This window comes from Actinoplanes derwentensis, assembly GCF_900104725.1.
GTDB classification, from domain to species: Bacteria; Actinomycetota; Actinomycetes; order Mycobacteriales; family Micromonosporaceae; genus Actinoplanes; species Actinoplanes derwentensis.
On the sequence record NZ_LT629758.1, the window covers coordinates 5,276,488 to 5,298,076 of the forward strand.

Sequence of the window (21,589 nt, forward strand, 5' to 3'; positions counted from 1 at the left end):
AACCGCCGCCACCACCCTCCGCAAAGGAGTGAACACCGAGAGTCAGATAGTTCGCAGGTCCAGGGTGTGCCAGACCGCGATCTCCTGATCGCCGGTCGACCACCAGAGCATGCCGTCCTTGGTGGCGGCCAGATCGGCCGCGACCGCCAGCGGCACGTCCCGGCCGGTCTCCAGATCGTGCACCAGCAGCGCCGCGGTGCCGGTGATGTCGGAGTTCGGGCCGGGTATCGACAGGACCTCGAAACGGTCCAGCACCGCCACGTCGTTCACCGCGGCCTGGGTCTCGGTACCGGCCACCCGGCGGCGCTGCGAACCGTCCGGGTGCATCAGGTCGATCCGGGCGGTGCCCTCACCGGTCATCACGCTCACCCGGCACCAGACCGGCTCGCACATGCCCCACTCGGCGCCGGAGAACGGCACCTCGACCAGGTCGCCGGTGGTCAGGTTCCGCATCCGGACCTTGCCGGCCTGTCCGCCGGTGTCGTCGGTGAGCCACGGCCACGCCGACATCGCCCACTGGCCCTTCTCCTCCCGGACGGTCACCGCGCCGCCGGTCAGCGCCACCGACCGGACCTGGGTGGTGGCGTCGCCCTCACCGGCCGTCCAATGCACCCGCCCGTCGGCCAGCACCAGGTCGTGCTGGTTGCCGTAGAACAGGGTGTTGCCGGTGTCGGCGGTCAGCAGGCGTGGCTTCGCACCGTCGGTGCCGACCGTCCAGATCTCGACCGGCTTCCCGTTGACCGATTCCGCCCAGACCAGCTGCTTCCCGGAGGCGGTCATGCCCTCGAAGCGCGGATCGCCGGAGGCCGGCAGGTCACGCAGCTCGCGGGAGATCCCGTCCTTCTCGATCAGCAGCTTCACCCGGTCACCGGTGGTGACCGTGCCGACCGCGGTGGTCGCGTCCAGGAAGTGGACCGGTTCGACGGTCAGGTCCCTCAGGTCGGCGCGCTCGGCATCCGGCCACGCCTGCTCGATGGTGATCCGGGTGCCCGCTTGGAGGGCGTTTTCCGGAGACGACGGAACCGTGCCCGCGAGCAGGGCGACCGCCGCGGCCAAGGCCACCGCCAACCCGATCCGCGACCTCATTCGTACTGCTGCTTCGGTGCGGAGACCGGCTGCCACTGTTCGACCTCGAGATAGGCGATGTCGGCCTGGTTGACCGGGTCCTTGCCGCGCTTGCCGGAGAGTTGACCGGTGACCGCCAGCCACGTCCCGGCGGGCACGTCGACAATCGGGCCGCCGGTGAGACCGACTTTGATCGGACGGCCGTCGGCGGCGCAGCAGCTCACCACGATCCGGGCCAGCATCACGCCCTCCGGGCCGGTGGTGACGAAACCGGTCAGCTGGAGACGGCGGCCGTTCAGGGTGCGGCCCTCGTCGTAGATCACCCGGGACGCGTAGTCGAGCAGGCTCAGCTTCGCCGGATCGCCGTCGGGAAGCGGGGCGTAGTCCGAGTCGGCACTGACCTGCACCGTTCCGGACTGGCCGGCGGTGTAGGAGCCGAGAGCCGGCGGGGCCACCAGCAGCAGTCCGAGGACGGGCAGCAGGAGCAGCCAGCCGACGCGGGGCTCGTGATGAGCGTGGCCGTGATCGTCATCATGCTCATCCGCGGACTTCCGGTACTCGTACCACAGCGTCATGAAAGCCGCCGCGACCAGCGCCAGACCCGCCGCGATCAGGAACGGCCGCAACCCCTCCTTGACATACCGCAGGTAGAGGTCACCGATCGACGCCTTGAGGACCGCACCGCCGAAGAGGAACAGGATCACCGCCTGGGCCTGCCGGTTCACAGCAGCACCGCCCCGGCGCCGACGGCTACCAGAATCGCCAGCACGAAGGTCGCCGGGGCGAACCTCGTCGCGAACCCACGACCGAAAACGCCCGCCTGCATCGAGATCAGTTTGAGGTCGACCATCGGGCCCACCACCAGGAAGACCAGACGCGACGTCAGCGAGAACTGGGACAGCGACGCGGCGACGAAGGCGTCCGCCTCACTACAGATCGAGAGGAGTACGGCGAGAACCGCGAGCGCCAGCACCGACAGCACCGGCTGCGCGGCCAGGGTCTGCAGCCACGCCTCCGGCACGATCACGTTGATCGTCGCGGCGGCCGCCGCCCCCACCACCAGGAATCCGCCCGCGTGCACCACGTCGTGCCGGGCCGCCGACCAGAACGCCCGCCCCTTCGACGCGCCGTCCAGGTCCGGCCGGTGCGGTAGTCTGATCCACTCGGTCTTGCCGAGCCGCAGCCACAGCCAGCCCATCAGCACCGCCACCACCAGGCTGGCCAGCCCGCGAGCGACCACCATCTCCGGGTTGTCCGGGAAGGCCACCGCCGTCGCGACCAGCACGATCGGGTTGATCGCGGGCGCGGCCAGCAGGAACGCCAGCGCCGCCGCCGGGGTCACGCCCCGGCGGATCAGCGAACCGGCGATCGGCACCGCACCGCACTCGCAGCCCGGCAGGACCACCCCGGCGACACTGGCCGCCGGAACCGCCAGCACCGGATGCTTGGGCAGGGCTTTCGCCCAGAACGAGCGCGGTACGAACACCGCGATCACCGCCGACAGCAGCACCCCGAAGACCAGGAACGGCACAGCCTGCACCAGCACCGAGACGAACACCGTGGTCCAGGTCTGCAGGCGCTCGCCCTCGACCAGCCCGGCCAGCGGCTCCCGGAAGATCACCAGGAGCACCAGGAGGACGGCGAGCACCTCGACCTCGACGGACCTGGTTCTCGTTTTCAGCGTGTCCGTCACGCGGAGCAATTTACCCGGTGCAGTCGATCAGGGACGTCACGGACTTCCGGCCGGCCGCCACCGCCGCCAGACCAGTCGCCGTCACGGACTTCCGGCCAGGAACAGGAAGACCGCCAGCAGGCTCAGGTGCAGGCCGCCCTGCAGGATGTTGGCCCGGCCCGGCACCACGGTCAGCGTGCCGACCGCCACGGTCAGGGCCAGCAGCACCATCTCGGTGCCGCCCAGACCCAGCAGCAGCGGGCCCTCCAGCCAGATCATCGCCACCGCGATCGCCGGGATGGTCAGGCCGATGCTGGCCATCGCCGAGCCGAGCGCCAGGTTGAGGCTGGTCTGGATCCGGTCCCGGGCGGCCGCGCGCACCGCCGCGATGGTCTCCGGCAGCAGCACCAGCAGAGCGATCACCACACCGACCACGGCCTGCGGCAGCCCGGCCCCGGCGACCGCCGACTCGATCGTCGGGGACACCCCCTTGGCCAGGCCGACCACCGCGACCAGCGCGACGAACAGCAGCCCGAGGCTGGTCAGGGCGGTCTTGGACGACGGCGGTTCCAGGTGGTCCTCGCCGTCGATCACCTCGCCGGCGGTGGTGATCGGCATGAAGTAGTCCCGGTGCCGTTTCGTCTGCACCGCCACGAACAGCAGGTAGAGACCGAGCGAGACGACCGCCGCGAAGGCCAGTTGGGCCGGGGTGAACTGCGGTCCCGGGCTGCTCTTGGTGAACGTCGGCAGCACCAGGCTGAGCGTGGCGATCGCGGTGACCGTGGCGAAGGCGCCGCCGGTGCCTTCCGGGTTGAAGACGGCGTAGCGCCGGCGTAGCGCGCCGACCAGCAGGCTGATGCCGAGGATGCCGTTGCAGGTGATCATGACGGCGGCGAAGACGGTGTCCCGGGCCAGGGACTGGGCCTTCTCCCCGCCACTGACCATCAGAGTGACGATCAGGGCCACCTCGATCACGGTGACCGCGACGGCCAGGATCAGCGAACCGTACGGTTCACCGACCCGGTGCGCCACCACCTCGGCGTGGTGGACGGCGGCCAGCACCGCGCCGGCCAACAGCAACGACACCACTATCACCACCGGGGTGGAGAGGTCGCGGCCGAACGTCGCCATCAGGGCGGCCAGAGCCACCAGAGGGATGTACAGAGTCCAGCGGGAGGTCACCCGTCCGACTCTGCCAGCCCCGGAGCGGACTCGCCGGACTTGTGCCCATCACTGTGGCCCAGCGAACGTCCCGGCGCGATCCGGTCCCGGACCAGGCGCTTGAGATGCGCCAGTTCGGGGAAACCGCCTTCGGCCTTGCGCGACCACAGGGTCTGGTCGCCGAGCCGCACCTCGAACACCCCGCCGACGCCGGGCACCAGAGCCACCTCACCCAGGTCGGTGGTGAACGTGGTGAGCAGTTCCTGCGCGGTCCAGGCCGCCCGCAGCAACCAGCGGCACTGCGTGCAGTACTCGATCTCCAGACGGGGTTCCCGCGGCTGCGTCATGGTCGGAAAGTATGCCGGACGGCCGGGATCGGGCATGATCTCACGGGAATTCGGCAGTATCTCGAAGGAGTCACCGTGAAGGCACGCCAGACCACAGCCGCTCTGTTCGCCGTGGTGGCCCTGACCGCCGGCGGGTGCGGCGGCGGCACGGACGAGGCCGTGGAGAAGACCGTGACGGCCACCGACTTCGTGGCGCTCGGTGACTCGTACGCGGCCGGTCTGGGCGCCGGGAACTACGGCACGGACGCGAACTGCAAGCAGAGTAAGGACGGCGGCTACCCGCAGCTGTTCGTGAAGGAGCAGACCACGCCGTTCGCCAAGGTCACCGACGTGGCGTGCAGCGGCGCGGTGATCAACGACGTGCGGTACGAGCAGCTCAACGCGCTCTCCGACACCACCGGTGTGGTGACCCTGACCGTCGGCGGCAACGACGCGGGCTGGACCACGTCGCTGCAGCAGTGCCTGTTCGGTGACGACGCCGGTTGCCAGACCTCGGTCGAGAAGGGGGTCACCGCCGCGCAGGGCAAACTGCCGGCCGCGCTCGACGACCTGTACACGGCGATCCGCACGAAGGCCCCGAACGCGAAGGTGTACGTGCTGGGTTACCCGCATCTGGTGGCCGCGCCCGGCAAGTCCGGCGTCTCCTGCGAGCAGCTCACCGACGCCCGCCGCAAGGCGCTGAACGAGGGCGCCGACTCCCTGGTCGAGCTGATCAAGGGCCGGGCCGAGGCGGCGGAGTTCACCTTCGTCGACGTGCGGGAGGCGTTCAAGGGCCACGAGGCGTGCACCGAGGAGCCGTGGATCCACGCGGTCGGCGACGACCTCTCCGAGTCGTTCCACCCGAACGCCGACGGTTACCAGGCGTACCTGAAGGCTCTGGTCGCCGCCGTCTGATCCTCCCCGGCCCGCCACCCCGCGCTCACCGGGTGTTCTCCTGGCCGGGGTGGGATGGGCCGTGCACCACGCCAACCACTACTACGGGCATTCCCATGTGCTGGCCCGTTACTGCGGGTACGAGTCGGAGCTGCCGCTGTTGCGGGGCTATCTGCAGCACGGCTGGAACATCGGCGACGGGATGGCCCCGGATCACGAGTTCGTTCCGGGGGTCCCGTCGTTCCTGTGGAGTGAGCGGACCCGGCGGCGGGCCTGGTCGATGGGGCGGCGGCAGCTGCACGTGACCGGTTCGCCGTGGGCGTACCTGGTCGCGCTCTCGCCGCCGGCGGTGGATCAGCAGCGTGCGGGCACTCTCTACTACCCCTTCCACGGCTGGGAGGGGCAGCACGTCCAAGGCGACCACGATCGGTTGATCGACGAGATCCGGGCGACCGAGACCGGGCCGGTGACGGTGTGCCTGTACTGGCAGGAGTACCGGACCCCGCGGGTGCGCCGCCGTTACGAGCAGGCCGGTTTCCGGGTGATCTGCCACGGTTACCGGGGCGGCTGGTGGAAGGACCTCGACCCGGGTTTCCTCGACCGTCAGCTCGCCGAGCAGCGCAAGCACCGGCGGGTGGCGTCGAACCGGCTGTGCAGTGCCGTCTTCTACGGGGTGCTGGCCGGCTGTGAACCGGCCGTCTACGGCGATCCGATGCAACTCGACGGGGAACGTGACCTGTTCGGCGGCCGGTCCCGGATCACCCGGCAGTGGGCGTCGATGCACGGCGCCGAGGTCGATCTGGACACCGCCCGGGCCGTGACCGTCGAGGAACTCGGCGCGGACCGGCTGCTCTCCCCCGCTGAACTCCGTCACCTGCTGAACTGGGAAGTCCTTTGACTTCCCCCGCCCTAAAGGACCCCGTTGGGGAACGGCCAAACCATCTGAATCCGCTTGTTGGCATGATTGTCGGGTTTGCCGGGTGGAAAGGGTTCAGGGTGTCGCTGGAAGCGTGGGATGACCGTGGGGTGCCGGAGTTGACCGCGCGGGTGGTGCGGGCGTCGTTCCCGAAGGGCACTCTCGCGGTGCGGATCCGAGACGCGCTCGGGCCGGTCTTTGGCGATTCGGCGTTCGCACTGGCGTTCCCGGCGGTGGGCCGTCCGGCGGCCTCGCCGGGGGTGTTGGCGCTGGTGTCGGTGCTGCAGTACGCGGAAGGGCTCAGCGACAGGCAGGCCGCTGACCAGGTCCGGGCCAGGATGGACTGGAAGTACCTGCTCGGTCTGGAACTCGATGATCCCGGTTTCGACTACACGATCCTTGGCGATTTCCGGGCCCGGCTGATCAAACATGGGCTGGAGGAGAAGGTCCTGGAGGTGATCCTGGACCACTGCTCGCGGCTGGGACTGCTGCGCGCCGGTGGCCGGCAACGCACCGACTCCACCCATGTGCTGGCAGCGGTGCGCACGTTGAACCGGATGGAGTTCGTCGGGGAAACCCTGCGGGCGGCCCTCGAAGTCCTGGCCAAGACCGCTCCACAGTGGCTCGCCCCACGCATCGATGCCGACTGGGCCGGGCGATACGGTGCCCGGATCGACTCGTACCGCTTCCCCAAGGGCGACGACGTGCGCATGCGGTGGGCTGAGCAGGTAGGGCGGGACGGCTATCTGATCCTGGACGCGGTCGCTGCACCCGGTGCGCCGGCATGGTTGCGGGAGATCCCGGCGGTCCAGGTCCTCGGCCAGGTGTGGGAGCAGCAGTACCAGCGTGCTGGTGAGGAGGTGCACTGGCGGGAGGGCAAAGACCTCCCGCCCAGTAGAAACCGGCTGGCCTCGCCGTACGACATCGACGCCCGCTACGGCCTCAAACGGGGTCTGGGCTGGTCCGGTTACAAGGTGCATTTCAGCGAGACCTGCGAGGCGGACCTGCCGCGGATCATCACTGGTGTGCTGACCACCGATGCCACAGTCACCGACACCGAGACAACCGGGACCATCCATCAGAACATGGCCTGCCGGCAACGAGTGCCGGGCGAACATGTGGTCGACGCCGGTTACGTCACCGCCGCGCACATCGTGACCGCTCGCGACGAACACGGTATCGATCTGCTCGGTCCGGTAGGACTGGATACCCACCAGGGCGAACGTTTCCCGCAGAGCGCCTTCCGCATCGACTGGCAGTCCAAGGCCGTGACCTGCCCGCAGGGCAAGACCAGTATCAGCTGGTCGGCCCAGCGCAAGAGCAGCGGCACCGAACTGGCACGAGTGCACTTCGCCGCCGGTGACTGCACGGGTTGCCCGGTCCGGGCCGAGTGCACCACTGCCAGCGTCAACAGTAAATGGGGTCGCAGCCTCACCCTGCTTCCCGCAGCTCAGCAGGAAGTCTTGGAGGCCAGACGTGGTGAACAGGTCACCGAGGCGTGGCAGCAGCGCTACCACATCCGCGCCGGAGTCGAGGCCACGATCTCCCAGGTCGTCCGGCACACCGGAATCCGGAGCACCCGATACACCGGTGCGGACAAGACCCACCTCGGTCACCTCCTCGCCGCTACCGCAGCCAACATCGTCCGCATCGACGCCTGGCTCACCGGAACACCACTCGGCCGAACCAGAACCAGCCACCTCACCCAACTCGACCTCGACCTCGCTGGCTGAAGGTCGTTACATACCGTTTTGGCCGTTCCCCAACGGGGTCCTAAAGGACGGGGATTCTCTGGGTCGCCCCGGAGGCTTCCTGTTTCACAGCCGATTGCAGAAGGGCGAACCCTTGCTGTCTGACATCAGCTCCGCAGGCATCACCGGGTTGTTCCCCGGCTACGGCTCGTCCAGCCGCAAGGATGTTCTTGGCCGCGTTGATGTCCCGATCGTGTCGGGTGCGGCAGGCCGGGCACGTCCACGCCCGGGTCGAGAGGTCGAGTTTGGGCAGCAGATGCCCGCACGTAGAGCAGGTCTTGCTGGACGGGTACCAGCGGTCGATGACGATCAGATGCCTGCCGTAGCGGGCGGACTTGTATGCGAGCTGGAACCGGAACTCGGCCCACCCGGCGTCGGAGATGACCCGGGACAGCTTCCGGTTGCGGACCATGTTCGCCACGGCCAGGTCTTCGATCACGATCGTGTCGGCGGACCGGATCAGGGCGGTGCTGGTCTTGTGCAGGAAGTCTCGGCGGGCGTCACGGACCTTACGGTGCGCGACCGCGACCTTCGTCTTTGCTTTACGCCGGTTCGCGGAACCCTTCTTCGCGCGGGCGAGACGGCGCTGATACCGGGCCAGGTTGCAGGTCTTACGTTCCAGGTGCCGAGGGTTGGCGATTCGGTCGCCGTCGGAGGTCACGGCGAAGTCTTTGATCCCGAGGTCGATACCGATCTCATGCCCGGCCGGGTTGAAGGGGGCGGGCTGGTCGGTGTCGACGGCCAGGGTGGCATACCAGCGGCCGTCCGTGTCGCGGGAGATGATCACCATGGTCGGGTCCAGGGTGGCCAGGTCCACCCCCGGCCAGGACCACGCCAGCCGCAACGGCCCGGCGGTCTTGGCCATGAACACCTGGCCGTCCTTGATCCGGAACGCCGACCGGGTGTAGTGCGCCAACTGCTTGCCGTCGCGGGATTTGAAGCGGGGGTAGCGGGCGCGTTTGGCGAAGAAGTTGCCGAACGCGGTGTGCTGGTGCCGCAGCGTCTGCTGCAACGGCACGCTGGACACCTCGGACAGGAACGCCAGTTCGCCGGTCCGCTTCCAGGCGGTCAGGGCGGCGTCGGCCTGCTTGTACGAGGTCCGCTCACCGCGCTGGAAGAACGCGGCGTGCCGGTCGGCGAGGGCCTTGTTCCAGACCAGGCGCACATACCCGAACAGGCTGCGGTTGAACACCGCAGCCTGTTCGGGGTCCGGGTACACCCGACACTTGTACGCCGTACGCATGTACGAAAACTTACCCGAAAGACGACATGAGTAAAGCTCCGGCATCCTGCTTCCGGACTACGTCCTCAGACCGTCCCGGCTCCGCCGGGCCGCCCCTGACGGAGTCCGAATTCCTCCCCGGCCTGAAGGCCGGAACATCCTTCGGAGAAATCTGGTGACCGCGCTTCTGCTCGGCGGCGAGATGCCGCACTGGTCCGATTCCTCGCCGGTACGCGGTGACGTGCTGCGCGAACTGCTGCACTCGGTAACTGGGGACACCCTGGTCGTCGGGCCGCACGATCCGGAGCTGGTCGCCGCGATCGGGTCCCGGCGGGTCACCGTGCTGGTGCGGGGAGTGCCGGACGCGGAGTCCTTCGCGGAGCTGCCGGGGGTGCGGGTGTGCTGCGGCAGCCTGACGAAACTGGCGGCGGTTCCGGCGTACGACACGGTCGTCGCTCTCGACGGCCTGGACCGCACCGTCTCCACCGAGGACGCCGACCTGGCCTGGTCGGACGGTCTCGCCCATCTCCTGGCGATGCTGCGGCCGGGCGGGCGGCTGCTGCTCGGGCACGTCAATCCGCTCGGGCTGCACCGGCTCTACGGCCCGGCCGCGGCAGCCGGTGACGCGGACTGGGTGGTGACCGCCGGTGACGCCACCCGGCCGGCAGGGCTCGGCGCGCTGTGTGACCGGCTGCGCGAGTCCGGCCTCACCGTGTCGCGGGACTATGCCGCGTACCCGGATCCGCTCTCCCCCACCGTCCTGCTGAGCCGGACCGCTCTCGCCGACCCGGACCGGCATGGTCTTCTGACGTCGGTGCTGCGCCGGGCCGGTCTGCCGGGCGGGCCGCTGCTGGCCGATCCGCGCCCGCTCGCCGCCGATCTGCTGCGGCACGATCTGGCCGCCGCGCTGGCTCCGTCGTGGCTGGTGGTGGCCGCTCGTCCCGGCGATCAGACGCCGCCGTTGCCGGAGATCCTGCCCGCCGAACCGGCGGTGGCAGGCCGTTGTCTGCACGACGTTCTGCTGGCGGCGGCCCGGTCCGGGGACCGGCCGGCGATGCGGGCGCTGCTGACCGCCTGGCAGTCCGGCGACGCGGCGGGTGTTCCCGCTGACGCGATCATCGTGGACGCCGCGGGGCGGCTGCATCCGCTGGCCGGGCCGGCCGGCGATCCGGTGCTGCACCGGCTGGCCGCCGCGCTACGGGACGAGGGCCGGGGCGACGAGACCGCCGAGTTGCTGGCCGTGATGGCGGGCACCACTGTCACGGCGCTGCCGGTCACCGCTCCGGAGACGTTGCGCGAGGTCCGTGCCGCGCACGATCGTCTGGCGGTCCAGGTCGCCGATCTCACGAGCCAATTGGCCTGGTACGAATCCCGCACCGCGTCGCTGCGGTCGGAGCTGGCCCGTGCCGACCGCATCATCGGCGTGCTGAAGGGGACCGTCCCCGGCAAGGCCGCGAAGGCGGTACTGGACAGCGCCCGCACCGGAAAACGCCTGGCCCGCGCGGCGGTCCGCCGGATCCGCCGCTAGCGACGGTCCGGATCTGCGTGGTGACCCGGGGTGCGAATCGAACCTCGAGTCACCACGCTGAAAGGCACTCGCCTGCCTTTCAGGGGCGCGTGACCGCCGGCTCGTCGGCGGTGACCTCGTCGTAGAGGTCTTCCAGCCGCCGGGTCTGACTGTTCAGGTCGAAGTTCTCGGCCACGTGCGCGCGGGCCGCGGTGCCGAGGCGGTGGCGCAGACCGGCGTCCCCGAGCAGCCGGGCGATCGAGGCGGCCAGGGCTGCGGGGTCCCCTTCGGGGGTGAGCAGGCCGGTCCGTCCGTCGAGGACGGCTTCCGGGATGCCGCTGTGCCGGGTGGCCACCACCGGCAGGCCGAGCGCGCCGGCTTCCAGCAGGGTGGTGGGCAGTCCTTCGGTGTCGCCGTCGGGGGCGGTCTTCGACGGGCAGGCCAGCATCCGCGATTCGGCGAGGTGTCGTTGCACCGATTCGGGTGGCTGCCCGCCGACGAAGGTGGCGTCCACGCCGAGGTGTTCGGCGCGTTCCCGCATCCACGGCAGTAGGGGGCCGTCGCCGATGAGCAGGGCGCGGGGCCGTGGCGAGTCCAGCTCGGCGAGGGCGGTGAGCAGGTCGTCGACGCCTTTCTTGGCGACGAACCGGCCGACGAACACGACATCCCAGCGTTTCGGTGCCATCGGGACGAGGTCCGGCACCGGGACGCCGGTGTGGTGCACCCGCACCTTCGCCGGGTCGGCGCCCCAGGCCACGGCGCGTTCCCGGATCACCTCGGAGACCGCGACGATCAGGGCGGCCCGGTCGAACACCGTGCGCAGGTTGCGGCGGTAGCGCACACCGTGCAGGCCGGGGCTCTGCGGCTGGCGGGTCACGTCGTGCCCGTGCACGGTGACGATCAGCGGCACACCCAGCTGCCGGGCGGTCCGGCTGACCAGCCAGCCGTCGCCACCGAAGTGGGCGTGCACCAGGTCGGGCCGCACCCCGGCGAGCACCGACCGCAGCCGGGGGCTGGCCCCGGACAGCCGCAGGCGCAGGAACTCGCGGCCGGCGTCCGGATAGGTGATCACGTCGTCCGGCCGGGCCAGGGCCGAGTCGATCCGGGTCGCCCCGACGTAGGTCGGGGTCCAGCGGTCCAGGGCGTCACCCTGAGCCCGGATGAACGTCTCCGAACCGAGCAGCAGGGCGCTGCGCCAGATCGCGACCCGGCGCTGCCCGATCGTGGTGTCAGGCGACATCGACCGGCTCGGGGGTGCTGGCGGTGGCGGCGGGCGTGGAGCGGCGGCCGACGAGCAGGTCCCGGACCCGGGCACGCAGAGCCGGCGGCAGGGCCCAGATCTGCAGGTGGGTGAGGTAGTCGAGGGCGCCGGGGCGGCCGTGCGTACGAGCTTCGGCCAGCAGTTCCCGGAAGTGGCGGCCCTGCCGGGACGGGGCGGCCATCGAGCTGAGGACACTGAGGGTGAAGGCGGCGTAGGCGCGTTCGGTGAACAGGGCGCGGCTGTCGCGGAGCCAGGCGAGCTGGTCCTCGTACGGGTTCTGCAGGCTGATCCGTTCCCGGTCCTCGTCCTGGTGCCAGAGCACCAGCGGTTCTTCGGCGTAGAGCAGTTCCACGCCGTCCTCCCGGATCGCCCGCAGGGCCCAGTCGAGTTCCTGCTGACGGCGCAGGCCGACGGTGAACGGCACCCGGCGCAGCAGTTCGGTCGGGGCCATGATGGTGGACGTCTGGATGAAGCCGTCGCCGTAGAAGAGGCCGCGGCGCACGGTGAAGTACTCACTGAGCGGTTCGCCGGGTGCGGGCAGCCGGCGCGGCATCACCGAGTCGGCGCGGGGGGTGCGGTTGATCAGCCGGGTGGCGACGACCGGGAACTCGGCGTCCGATCCGGCGGCCAGCCGGAGCTGCACCTCGATCTTGGTCGGCAGCCACTCGTCGTCGTCGTCGAGCAGGGCGGTGAACCGGCCGCGAGCCTCCAGTGCACCGACGTTGCGGGCGTGTGGGGCCTTGCGGCGCTCCGGCAGGACCACCACGCGCAGCCGGGGGTCGCCGATCGCGCCGAGGGCATCGGTGGTGACCTCGTCCGGCCCGTCCACGACGACGATCACCTCGAGGTCGCGGTGGGTCTGGGCGAGGGCGCTCCCGGCCGCGCGGACCGCGAGTTCCGGTCGGTCGCAGGTCGGGATGACGACGCTGACGTCCGGTGCAGCTGACATGAGTCGACTCGCTTACGCAGGGCTGCCACCGTCGGTGGCGCGGCTGGGCGTGATCGATTCGACGCTAAGCAGGCCGGACGGCCGGGGAGTTAATGCCGGACGCCGCCCAGACGAGCAACATGGTGACGGAAGGCGCACGCAATCCGAACAAACGGTGGCCGACCGGATGACGGCCTTGTTCGGATGGCGCCGGGGCGGATCACGGGCCTTGTAGCGTGATCGAGATGGAACAGGTGACGCTCGCGCCGGCGGAGGGCCTGACCACGGCCGAGGCACAGGCACGGCACCGCCGGGGTGAGGGGAACACCGCAGTGCAAGGCGGTGGCCGCTCCTACGCGGAGATCCTGCGGACCAACGTCTTCTCGTTCTTCAACCTGATCCTGTTCGTGATCGGCGCGGCCCTGCTGACCTTGCAGCGCTACAGCGACGCCCTGGTCAGTGTGGGTCTGGGTTTGATCAACGCGGTGATCAGCGCGGCCCAGGAGATCCGGGCCAAACGCAAACTGAACCGTCTGCAGTTGCTGGACCGGACCGGGGTGCTGGTGCTGCGCGACGGCCGGGAGGTGGAGCTCGCCCCCGATCAGGTGGTCCGCGGTGACGTGCTGCGGGTGCGGCCCGGTGACCAGATCGTGGTGGACGGGCCGCTGCTGGACGGCGGCCGGCTGGAGGCCGACGAGTCGCTGCTGACCGGCGAGTCCGATCCGGTGGTCAAGCAGCCCGGCGACGACCTGCGCTCGGGCAGTCTCTGCGTGGCCGGGGACGGGCTTCAACTGGCCCGCGACGTGGGCGTGCACAGTTACGCCGGGCGGCTGACCGCCGAGGCGCGGCTGTCGACCACCGACCGGACGCCGCTGCAGCGCAGCATCGAGTTCATCGTGCGCCTGGTGATGGCGCTGACCGTGCTGATGAGCGGTGCGATCGTGGCCCAGGCGATCCTGGAGGGCTTCAGTGTGCTGCGGGTCGTGCAGATCACCGCGGTGCTGTCCGGGCTCGTACCGTACGGGCTGTTCTTCCTGATCGCCCTGGCCTACACCGCCGGGGCGGTCCGGATCGCCCGCAACGGGGCGCTGGTGCAGCAGGTCAACGCGGTCGAGTCGGTCAGCAACGTGGACGTGGTCTGCACCGACAAGACCGGCACGCTGACCACCGGGCAGCTCACCCTCGACGAGATCGTGCCGCTGGACGGGCACGACCACGCCACCGCGGCCGAGGCGCTCGGCGGGCTCGCCCATCACGCGGCGACCCCGAACCTGACGGCCCTGGCGATCGCCGGGGAGCTGACCGGGCCGGTCTGGCGGGTACGCGACGAGGTGCCGTTCTCGTCGTCCCTGCGCTGGTCGGGAATGGTGACCGCAACCGGTACCTGGGTGCTGGGGGCACCGGACGCGCTCGCCGGACGGTTGCGGGGACCGGCTCCGGACGGTGCCGTCGCCGCCCGTACCGGAAAGGGGTTGCGGGTCCTGCTGGTGGCTCGTGCCGTGGATCCGGAGGCGGGGCTGCGGGACGAGGCGGGACGCCCGGAGCTGCCGATGCTGGAGCCGGTGGCCCTCGCGGTGCTCGCCGACGAACTGCGCGACGACGTGATCGAGACGGTGGCCCGGTTCCACGCCGAGGGAGTGCAGATCAAGGTGCTGTCCGGCGACGACCCGCGGACGGTCGCCGCGATCGCCGCCCGGGCCGGCATCAGCCGTGCCGAACCGGTCGCCGGCGCTGACCTGGACGGCCTGGAGGATCCGGCGCTGGACCGGATCGTCGCCCGGACCAGCGTGTTCGGCCGGGTCGCGCCGGAGCACAAGGAACGGATCGTGCGGTCGTTACGGCGGCAGGGCCGGTACGTGGCGATGATCGGTGACGGGGTGAACGACGCCCGCGCCCTGAAACAGGCGCATGTCGGGGTGGCGATGCGCAGCGGCAGCGCGGTGACCCGGGACGTGGCCGACATCGTGCTGGTCGACGACAACTTCGCGGCGCTGCCCCCGGCCCAGCAGGAGGGCCGCCGGATCATCAACGGGATCGGGGTGTCGCTCTACGTCTTCCTGGCCCGGGTCGCCAGCCAGGGACTGGTCATCCTGTCGGTGACGATGCTGGGGCTGTCGTTCCCGTACTCGCCGACCCAGGTCGGGCTGACCATGTTCACCGTCGGCATCCCCACGGTGTTCCTCACGTTCTGGGCCAAACCGACCCGGCCCGACCCGTACCTGCTGCGCAACCTGGTCCGGTTCGTGGTGCCGGCGGCGGTGGTGACGGCCAGTTTCGGCACCGCGATCTACACGACGCTGTATTCGATGATCCAGCACGGGTTCAGCTCCGGGCGCACCCCGGAACGGATCGTGCACGAGTTCGAACGGTCCACCGGCATGACCTACGGGGTCGGTTCCGCCGACTTCACCGAGGCGGCCGCCACGATCCTGGCGCAGACCGGCCTGTCGACGTTCTTCTGTTTCGCGTCGTTCCTGCTGATCAGTTTCCTGCTGCCGTACTCGAAGATGTTCGCGGCCTGGACCCGCCCGACCAGTGACCGGCGGCCGGCCCGGCTGGTGCTGTGCCTGATGGGCGTGTTCAGCCTGGTCCTGTGCGTGCCGGTGCTGTGGGAGTACTTCGGGCTGATGGGCCCGTCCAAGCCGGTGTTCCTGGTGGTCCTGCCGGCGCTGATCCTCTGGTACCTGACCCTCACCGTGGTCTTCCGGTTCCGCCTGTTCGACCGGCTGCTCGGCTTGGAAGCACCGCGGTAGGGTTTGGAGACACCGCGATAATCCTCAGGTCGCGGGTCCGGGCGCCGACTGTCCGCCCATGCGTTGTCTACTGGCCGGCGCCGCCGCGCTCGTGCTGACCCTGACCGGTGCCACCCCCGCTCTGGCGGCTCCGGCGACGGTCACCCGTGCCTACGCGGTGGACGGTTCGGTGTTCGCCAACCCGGGACGCGGCTTCTTCACCTACACCGAGACGCATCTGCTCGCCGACGGTTCCGGCTGGGTGCCGCTGGACGCCGCCGCGCTCGCCGCCGATCGCGAGTCCGCGGGGCACAGTCTGGTCTTCCGGATCTTCTACCTGGAGAAATACCGGGCCGTCGACACCATCTCGGCTGCCGATCTGGCGCTGATCCGGGCCGATCTCGCCGCCGTCCGCACCGACTGGGCCGACCGCAAGCGGGTGCTGACCGCGCTGCTGGCGGCCGTTCCGGCGACGGTTCCGGTGCAGGTGCGCACCCCGCAGATCGCCCGCCGGCTGGCGCCCGGCAACACCCGGGTCGGGGTGCACGACGACTGTTTCCTGGCCGGGACCGACGACTACGGCACCTACCTCGCCGCCGACGACCGCGCGTGGCTGGCCAAGGCTCCGGGGCTGGTCGGTGGTGAGACCTGCGACGTCTCCGACCGGTCCGGCTGGGCGGACGCGAGCGCCGAGACGGCCGCCGGTTCCTACCGGCTCGCGCTCAGCCTGCCGGACCCGGCTTCCCGGCTGACGGCCGTGCCCGCGTATGCGATCCGGCTCGCCAGCACCGGCGTGTGGGACGCCACCACCGGCCGCAACTCACTCGGCGCCACCCTGACGGTGGCCCGCTGACCAGCCCGGCCGGCTGCCTTGGGGGGTCTTGGCAGCCGGCCGGGCATTCCCGTTACTCGGTCAGGAATTCACTGGTGGCCAGGAACTGCGTCCGCTCCCGGATCAGCGTGGTCAGGTTCTCCGCGTCGGTCGCGGTGGTCTCCGCGTTCGAGCCGTCGACGGTACCGATCACCTTCGTGATCTCGGTGATCCGGTTGAGAGCGGCGGCGTTGCCGTAGATCTTGTTGTACAACGCCTTGTACTGCTGCTGGTAGACGTCCTGGTAGGCGCTACTGGCCAGGAAACGCTCCTTGAGCTTGTGACCGCTCATGAAACCGCCCCGGCCACCACCGCCCTGCGGCGCCTCCATCCCCTCCGGCGGCTGGAAATCGCCGCCACCCTGCTGGCCGCCGCCGCGCATTCCGCCGCCGCCCATGCTCACCGACTGGGTCGGATCCTGAGTGGCGGAACCGGACAGGGTCAGGTTGTAGTCCCAGCCGACCACCGAGAACTTCTTGGTCGTCAGGTCGTACCAGAGGTAGTAGTTCTTGCCCGGCCCGGCCATGTCGTCGAAGTTGACCAGCAGGTTCTGGGTGGCCACGTACCGCGCGAACGACTCGACGTCGACGTGATCGCCCAGGTGCTCGGCGAACTCGGTGTCGGTGGCCGTGTTCACCCATCTGATCAGGTCGATGACCGGCTGCAGATCCTGACTGCCCTTCTTGTTGATCTGCTTGAAGTCGTCGGCGTACTCGGTCTGGTCGTCGCCCTGGTCGGTGAACTGACTGGTCGACAGGCTCTTGTAGAGCACACCGTTGGCGCCGAGGTCGTCGGCGAAGTTCTCGTCCGGGTGTTCGACGATCAGCCGGGCGGTGGTGGGGCGGTCGTTGACGGTGAAGCTGGTGTAGGAGTACTTCTGGGCCGGTTCCCCAGCCGCGGCCAGCACGTCGAGCGAGACGGCCTCGTTGAGTACCGTCGCGCCGCCGCCCATGCCGCCGACCCGGACCGAGACCTCCCGGTGGCCCTGGTAGCGGCGGCCTTCGACGAACTCGTCGAAGCGGATCAGCCAGGGCAGGTTCTCGGGTTCCTCGGTCTTGAGCTCGGTGCGCCCGCCACCGCCCATCATTCCCCCACCGGGGAATCCCCCTTGCTGACCTTGCGGGGCGCCCTGCTCGCCTTGCGGAGCGCCTTGCTGGCCACCCCCGGGGAAGCCCCCGCCCGGCATACCGCCGCCGCGCATTCCGGCGCCGCCGCTGCGCCCGGTCTGGCGGGACTCGCCGTTGCGGGTCAGGCTCTGCAGGGTGGAGTTGCCCTTGAGCCGGATCCCGACACTCGGAATGGTCGTCCCGTCCAGCGTCAGGTCGGCCTCCAGGTACTCCTTCTCGCCCTCGTCCCAGAACGAGTCCAGCAACTCCTGGTAGTTCTCGTCCCGGAAGGTGAGCTTGATGCTGTGCGCCCGGGCCGCGTCGAACAGGTCGGTGGTGCCGGCGATGTCCACCGTCACCTTGTCACCGTTCTCGTCGCTGGCACTGGTGACCAGCGGTGCGACCCGCACCGTGCTGAACACCACCGCGAACGCGAGCAGCGTGGCCGCGCAGGTGGCGAGCAGCTTCCAGTAGTGCCGGACCCGGACCGGGATCCGGTGGATCAACCGGCGCTTCACTAGAGATCCGTCTGGTCGTACCCGGTCAGGACCGTGACCCGCTGCCCGCCGGTACGCTCACCGAGTCTGGCGATCAGCTCACTGGGTTCGGTGCCCTTCTTGAGCCGGACCGTGTACATCAGCTCGGTGAGGGCCCCACCGCGGATCGACTCGATGCTGACCAGTTCGAACTCACTGGTCAGACTGACCAGCACGTCCTGGATGTGTTCGGTGTAGTTACCGTCCGGCGGGACCTGCACCTTGACCACCTGACGCTGCACGTTGGCGGCGAACCAGTTGAACCGGAACATCACCAGGATGATCAGGCTGATCGTGACGGCGGCGACGATGGCCAGGGTGTAGAAGCGGGTGCCGGCGGCCATGCCGACGCCCATCACCAGGAAGATGAACCCGACATCGCGGGTCTCCTTGATCGCGTTCCGGAACCGGACCACCGACAACGCGCCGACCAGAGCGAACGCCCGGGCGATGTTGGAACCCACCACCAGCATGATCAGCGCGATCAGCATGCCGAGGATGACAAGCGTCTGCACGTACGACTGGGAGTACGACACGTTGCGGTGGGTGAACCGGTAGACCCAGGCGATGAACGCGCTGAGCACGAACGACAGCGACAGCGCGATGGCGATGTCACCGACACTGAACGTGCCGGACAGGTCCTGTACTTCGAAGGGCATCTGGATCAGACCTCGGCAGTCTCGTAATCAGGGATGTGGAAGAGCGAGCGCGGCGCCTTTCCGAAGGCCTCGACGCTCTGGCAGTACTTGGAGACCCGCACGACCGACATGTTCAGGCGGGCGGCCAGATCGGTGAGCCAGTACGGCACCCGCTCGTTGGCCTTGAACTCGACCACCGACAACCGGGCCGGCACGATCAGCCGGTTCTCCGCGTCGGCGGCGAAGTCGAAGTCCCGGTCCCGGCCCCGGATCCGGTGGTCGAAGGTGACCCGCAGGCCCACGTCGGACTCCCGCCCGACGAACGCCTCCCGCTGGTAACCGGTCATCGCGACCGGCCGCAGGTCGAGCAGCGAGATCAACTCCAGGACCTCCTCGAGGAAGGCCTCCTGGGACGGGTCGTGGTCGACCATCCGGCGGCCGTCACACAGCTCCCGGGCCAGGTGATACGGCAGCGCCACCCGCCGTTTCTGGGTGACCCGGTTGACCCGCTGCTTGATCTCGACGTGGACCTCGGTGTCGTCGCCGACGTTCGTACGGTCTCCGTAGTGCCGGACCCGCAGTTTGCGCCGGAACTTCAGCCCCTCGATCTTCTCCCAGTAGAACCGCAGGTCACGGGTGTCGTAGTAGGTACTCCACACCCCGTACCCGCCACCGGCTCCATAGCTGTCGGAGTCCATCCGGCCGACGATCTCGGCCCGCAGTTCCGGGATCTGATCGCTCGGCACCAGGTACTTGATCTCGTACCGGTTGAACGAGTGCAGCTTGCTGGGTGCGCGCAGGGAGTGCCCGGATCGGTCGTCGCTGACGTGTTCGGGCGCCGCGGGTTCCCGTCGGAAAGGCAGTCTCATGCCCCATATCTACGGTTACCAGAAACAAGGGAAGCTCGATGAATCCTGTGAATCACGTGAGAACGGCAGGTGAATAGCGGGTGGAACTACTTCAACGGCGGTAGCGCTCACTACCGCCGATGAACGACGCCTGCCCGTGGACTCCGGCACTACCGTGGAACCCGTCATGGACAGCGAGATCAACACCCTGCTCTGGCCCCTGCCCCGCGCCTGGGCCGCCCGGCATCCGACAGCCGTCGACGCGATGCTCTCGGCGGTGTTGTGCGCGTTCGCCGCGGCCGGCTACGTCCGATCCGGTGGCCTGCCCGGCGACCGGCCGCTGACCATCTTCGACTGGGCCGTCTCAGCGGTGGCGGCCGGGGCGGTGGCCGGCCGGCGGCGGTTCCCGCGCACCCTGCTGATCGTGGTGACCGCCGGACTGGCCACGCAGTACAGCATCACCCAGCACCGCAACCCGCTGCTGATCCTGGCCGGCGCCATCCTGTCGTACACGGTCGCCGCCGGCACCGACCGCCGCACCACCTGGATGCACATCGCCGGCAGCGGGTTCGCCCTCTACCTCGCCGACGCGACCCGGCGGCAGGACCTGCTGACCCTGGACAGCCTGCCGATCCTCACCTTCCTCAGCATGGCCGCCGCGTTCGGCGACGCAACCCGCAGCCGCCGCGCCTACCTCGCCGAGGTCGAGGAACGGGCCCGCCGCGCCGAGCAGACCCGGGAGGAGGAGGCACAGCGCCGGGTCATCCAGGAACGGCTGCGCATCGCCCGCGAGCTGCATGACGTGGTCGCCCACCACATCGCGGTGATCAGCGTGCAGGCCGCCGCCGCCAGCCACCTCCTCGACCGCAGACCCGAGCAGGTCCGCCCGGCGCTGGACCTGATCCGGCACTCCGGCGACGACGTGCTCAAGGAGTTGTCGTCGATCGTCGGGGTGCTGCGCCAGTCCGACGACCCGGTGGTGACCACCGAACCCACCCCCGGCCTGTCCCGGCTGCCCGCCCTGCTGGAGACGGTCGCCGCCGCCGGTCTGCGGGTCGCGTTCGAGGAGACCGGCGAGCCACGGGAGCTGCCCGCCGTCACCGATCTGGCCGCCTACCGGATCGTGCAGGAAGCCCTGACCAACGCCCACAAACACGGCGCCGGGACCGCCGAACTCGACCTCACCTGGTCCGGGCGCAGCCTGACCATCCAGGTGCTCAACGACGTCGCCCTGCACGGTGACACCACCGGCTCCGGCTACGGCCTGGTCGGGATGCGGGAACGGGCGGCCGCCGCCAACGGGATCCTGGAAGTGCACGAGACACCGGGCGGCCGGTTCACCGTGCACACCGCGCTACCTTATGAGGACAAAAAGTGATTCGTGTGCTGCTCGCCGACGACCAGGTCCTGATCCGGGCCGGTTACCGGATGATCCTGGACTCCGAACCGGACATCGAGATCGTCGGCGAGGCCAGAGACGGGCGCGAAGCCGTCGAACTGGCCCGCACCGCCCGCGCCGACGTGGTGCTGATGGACATCCGGATGCCCGGCCTGGACGGCATCGAGGCCACCCGCCGCATCGCCGCCGACGACGACCTGGCCGGCGTGCGGATCCTGGTGCTCACCACGTTCGAGAACGACGACAACGTGATGCTCGCCGTCCGCGCCGGGGCCAGTGGTTTCCTCGGCAAGGGCGTCAGCGCCGACGAGCTGATCCACGCGGTCCGGGTGGTCGCCGCCGGAGACGCCCTGCTGTCCCCGAAAGCCACCCGCGGCCTGCTCGACCACCTGATCGGCCAGCCCGGCCCGGGACCCGCCGTCACCGCCACCGCCCTCGACGACCTCACCCACCGGGAACGGGAGGTGCTGGTCCTGGTCGCCAACGGCTACACCAACGAGGAGATCGGCGAACGCCTGTTCCTGTCCCCGTTGACAGCCAAGACCCACGTCAACCGGGCGATGACCAAACTGGGAGTACGAGACCGGGCACAGCTCGTGGTGGTCGCCTACCAGAGCGGGCTGGTGACCGTGCCCCGTGGCTAGGCACAGGCTGAGAGCGGGCTGAGAGCACACCCACAGCGGTGGTATTGCGGAACCACAGCTACCGCACATGCGGTACCCGTTTCGTCTACCGCTGGACGACGATTCCCGCGCC

19 protein-coding genes are annotated in these 21,589 nt (G+C 69.6%); 8 read left to right on the top strand and 11 right to left on the bottom strand.

All coding sequences use genetic code 11. The annotated features are described in order from the left end of the window. Window positions 1-42: 42 nt before the first annotated feature. From BLU81_RS23300 to BLU81_RS48540, 5 genes are all read right to left on the bottom strand, one after another. Window positions 43-1,086, bottom strand: a complete 1,044-nt coding sequence (locus BLU81_RS23300) for a hypothetical protein (protein WP_092546611.1) — start codon at window positions 1,084-1,086, stop codon at window positions 43-45. Next, window positions 1,083-1,790 carry a TIGR03943 family putative permease subunit gene (locus BLU81_RS23305; protein WP_092546612.1) on the bottom strand — a complete coding sequence of 236 codons (708 nt, stop codon included), beginning with the start codon at window positions 1,788-1,790 and terminating at the stop codon, window positions 1,083-1,085. Before BLU81_RS23305 ends, BLU81_RS23300 begins: the two co-directional genes overlap by 4 nt. Then, on the bottom strand, window positions 1,787-2,758 hold the full coding sequence (locus BLU81_RS23310; protein ID WP_231954724.1) for a permease: 972 nt from the start codon (window positions 2,756-2,758) through the stop codon (window positions 1,787-1,789). Before BLU81_RS23310 ends, BLU81_RS23305 begins: the two co-directional genes overlap by 4 nt. Before the next feature lie 81 nt (window positions 2,759-2,839). Beyond that, on the bottom strand, window positions 2,840-3,868 hold the full coding sequence (locus BLU81_RS23315) for a calcium:proton antiporter (protein ID WP_092557523.1): 1,029 nt from the start codon (window positions 3,866-3,868) through the stop codon (window positions 2,840-2,842). A 47-nt stretch (window positions 3,869-3,915) separates the two neighbouring features. After that, window positions 3,916-4,245 carry a SelT/SelW/SelH family protein gene (locus BLU81_RS48540; protein ID WP_157751758.1) on the bottom strand — a complete coding sequence of 110 codons (330 nt, stop codon included), beginning with the start codon at window positions 4,243-4,245 and terminating at the stop codon, window positions 3,916-3,918. Window positions 4,246-4,320: 75 nt separating this feature from the next. Between BLU81_RS48540 and BLU81_RS23320 the strand changes: the two genes are divergently transcribed. The 3 genes from BLU81_RS23320 (at window position 4,321) to BLU81_RS23330 (ending at window position 7,767) form a co-directional block, all read left to right on the top strand. Then, a complete protein-coding gene (locus BLU81_RS23320) occupies window positions 4,321-5,139 on the top strand; it encodes an SGNH/GDSL hydrolase family protein (protein ID WP_157751759.1) in 819 nt (272 codons plus the stop codon). 61 nt (window positions 5,140-5,200) lie between these two features. Then, complete coding sequence (locus BLU81_RS23325; RefSeq protein ID WP_092557525.1) at window positions 5,201-6,016, top strand: hypothetical protein; 816 nt, start codon at window positions 5,201-5,203, stop codon at window positions 6,014-6,016. Window positions 6,017-6,114: 98 nt separating this feature from the next. Further along, complete coding sequence (locus BLU81_RS23330) at window positions 6,115-7,767, top strand: IS1182 family transposase (RefSeq protein WP_092540493.1); 1,653 nt, start codon at window positions 6,115-6,117, stop codon at window positions 7,765-7,767. 40 nt (window positions 7,768-7,807) lie between these two features. On the opposite strand, the gene BLU81_RS23335 is transcribed toward BLU81_RS23330, so the two are convergent. Continuing rightward, a complete protein-coding gene (locus BLU81_RS23335) occupies window positions 7,808-9,028 on the bottom strand; it encodes an RNA-guided endonuclease InsQ/TnpB family protein (protein ID WP_092546615.1) in 1,221 nt (406 codons plus the stop codon). A gap of 154 nt (window positions 9,029-9,182) precedes the next feature. On the opposite strand from BLU81_RS23335, the gene BLU81_RS23340 reads away from it, so the two are divergent. Continuing rightward, complete coding sequence (locus BLU81_RS23340; protein ID WP_092546616.1) at window positions 9,183-10,535, top strand: serine/threonine-protein kinase; 1,353 nt, start codon at window positions 9,183-9,185, stop codon at window positions 10,533-10,535. Window positions 10,536-10,614: 79 nt separating this feature from the next. On the opposite strand, the gene BLU81_RS23345 is transcribed toward BLU81_RS23340, so the two are convergent. Both BLU81_RS23345 and BLU81_RS23350 read right to left on the bottom strand, forming a co-directional pair. Next, window positions 10,615-11,754, bottom strand: a complete 1,140-nt coding sequence (locus tag BLU81_RS23345) for a glycosyltransferase (RefSeq protein ID WP_092546617.1) — start codon at window positions 11,752-11,754, stop codon at window positions 10,615-10,617. Next, window positions 11,744-12,724 carry a glycosyltransferase family 2 protein gene (locus BLU81_RS23350; protein ID WP_092546618.1) on the bottom strand — a complete coding sequence of 327 codons (981 nt, stop codon included), beginning with the start codon at window positions 12,722-12,724 and terminating at the stop codon, window positions 11,744-11,746. The genes BLU81_RS23345 and BLU81_RS23350 overlap by 11 nt, the downstream gene beginning before the upstream one ends. A gap of 224 nt (window positions 12,725-12,948) precedes the next feature. Between BLU81_RS23350 and BLU81_RS23355 the strand changes: the two genes are divergently transcribed. Beyond that, window positions 12,949-15,456, top strand: a complete 2,508-nt coding sequence (locus tag BLU81_RS23355) for an HAD-IC family P-type ATPase (RefSeq protein ID WP_092557527.1) — start codon at window positions 12,949-12,951, stop codon at window positions 15,454-15,456. A 58-nt stretch (window positions 15,457-15,514) separates the two neighbouring features. Continuing rightward, the gene (locus BLU81_RS23360) at window positions 15,515-16,288 is read left to right on the top strand and encodes a DUF4832 domain-containing protein (protein ID WP_092546619.1); all 774 of its coding nucleotides are present in this window, start codon (window positions 15,515-15,517) and stop codon (window positions 16,286-16,288) included. A 52-nt stretch (window positions 16,289-16,340) separates the two neighbouring features. Here the strand turns inward: BLU81_RS23360 and BLU81_RS23365 are convergent, their stop codons facing one another. Genes BLU81_RS23365 through BLU81_RS23375 form a run of 3 tightly spaced genes read right to left on the bottom strand, consistent with a single transcriptional unit; the run spans window position 16,341 to window position 19,455 of the window. Continuing rightward, complete coding sequence (locus BLU81_RS23365) at window positions 16,341-17,930, bottom strand: CotH kinase family protein (protein WP_092546620.1); 1,590 nt, start codon at window positions 17,928-17,930, stop codon at window positions 16,341-16,343. After that, window positions 17,930-18,607, bottom strand: a complete 678-nt coding sequence (locus BLU81_RS23370; protein WP_092546621.1) for a DUF4956 domain-containing protein — start codon at window positions 18,605-18,607, stop codon at window positions 17,930-17,932. Before BLU81_RS23370 ends, BLU81_RS23365 begins: the two co-directional genes overlap by 1 nt. 5 nt (window positions 18,608-18,612) lie before the next feature. Next, the gene (locus BLU81_RS23375) at window positions 18,613-19,455 is read right to left on the bottom strand and encodes a polyphosphate polymerase domain-containing protein (RefSeq protein ID WP_092546622.1); all 843 of its coding nucleotides are present in this window, start codon (window positions 19,453-19,455) and stop codon (window positions 18,613-18,615) included. A 166-nt stretch (window positions 19,456-19,621) separates the two neighbouring features. On the opposite strand from BLU81_RS23375, the gene BLU81_RS23380 reads away from it, so the two are divergent. Both BLU81_RS23380 and BLU81_RS23385 read left to right on the top strand, forming a co-directional pair. Beyond that, window positions 19,622-20,812: a sensor histidine kinase gene (locus BLU81_RS23380; protein ID WP_157751760.1), complete on the top strand. Its 1,191-nt coding sequence runs from the start codon at window positions 19,622-19,624 to the stop codon at window positions 20,810-20,812. Further along, window positions 20,809-21,477: a response regulator gene (locus BLU81_RS23385; RefSeq protein ID WP_197686356.1), complete on the top strand. Its 669-nt coding sequence runs from the start codon at window positions 20,809-20,811 to the stop codon at window positions 21,475-21,477. The genes BLU81_RS23380 and BLU81_RS23385 overlap by 4 nt, the downstream gene beginning before the upstream one ends. Window positions 21,478-21,589: the final 112 nt, after the last annotated feature.

Excerpts from the sequence above, each read along its gene's own strand:
- BLU81_RS23335 (WP_092546615.1), bottom strand. The coding sequence starts at position 9,028 with ATGCGTACGGCGTACAAGTGTCGGGTGTACCCGGACCCCGAACAGGCT.
- BLU81_RS23350 (WP_092546618.1), bottom strand. The coding sequence starts at position 12,724 with ATGTCAGCTGCACCGGACGTCAGCGTCGTCATCCCGACCTGCGACCGA.
- BLU81_RS23315 (WP_092557523.1), bottom strand. The coding sequence starts at position 3,868 with ATGGCGACGTTCGGCCGCGACCTCTCCACCCCGGTGGTGATAGTGGTG.
- BLU81_RS23375 (WP_092546622.1), bottom strand. The coding sequence starts at position 19,455 with ATGAGACTGCCTTTCCGACGGGAACCCGCGGCGCCCGAACACGTCAGC.
- BLU81_RS48540 (WP_157751758.1), bottom strand. The coding sequence starts at position 4,245 with ATGACGCAGCCGCGGGAACCCCGTCTGGAGATCGAGTACTGCACGCAG.
- BLU81_RS23360 (WP_092546619.1), top strand. The coding sequence starts at position 15,515 with ATGCGTTGTCTACTGGCCGGCGCCGCCGCGCTCGTGCTGACCCTGACC.
- BLU81_RS23345 (WP_092546617.1), bottom strand. The coding sequence starts at position 11,754 with ATGTCGCCTGACACCACGATCGGGCAGCGCCGGGTCGCGATCTGGCGC.
- BLU81_RS23355 (WP_092557527.1), top strand. The coding sequence starts at position 12,949 with ATGGAACAGGTGACGCTCGCGCCGGCGGAGGGCCTGACCACGGCCGAG.
- BLU81_RS23300 (WP_092546611.1), bottom strand. The coding sequence starts at position 1,086 with ATGAGGTCGCGGATCGGGTTGGCGGTGGCCTTGGCCGCGGCGGTCGCC.
- BLU81_RS23380 (WP_157751760.1), top strand. The coding sequence starts at position 19,622 with ATGGACAGCGAGATCAACACCCTGCTCTGGCCCCTGCCCCGCGCCTGG.
- BLU81_RS23370 (WP_092546621.1), bottom strand. The coding sequence starts at position 18,607 with ATGCCCTTCGAAGTACAGGACCTGTCCGGCACGTTCAGTGTCGGTGAC.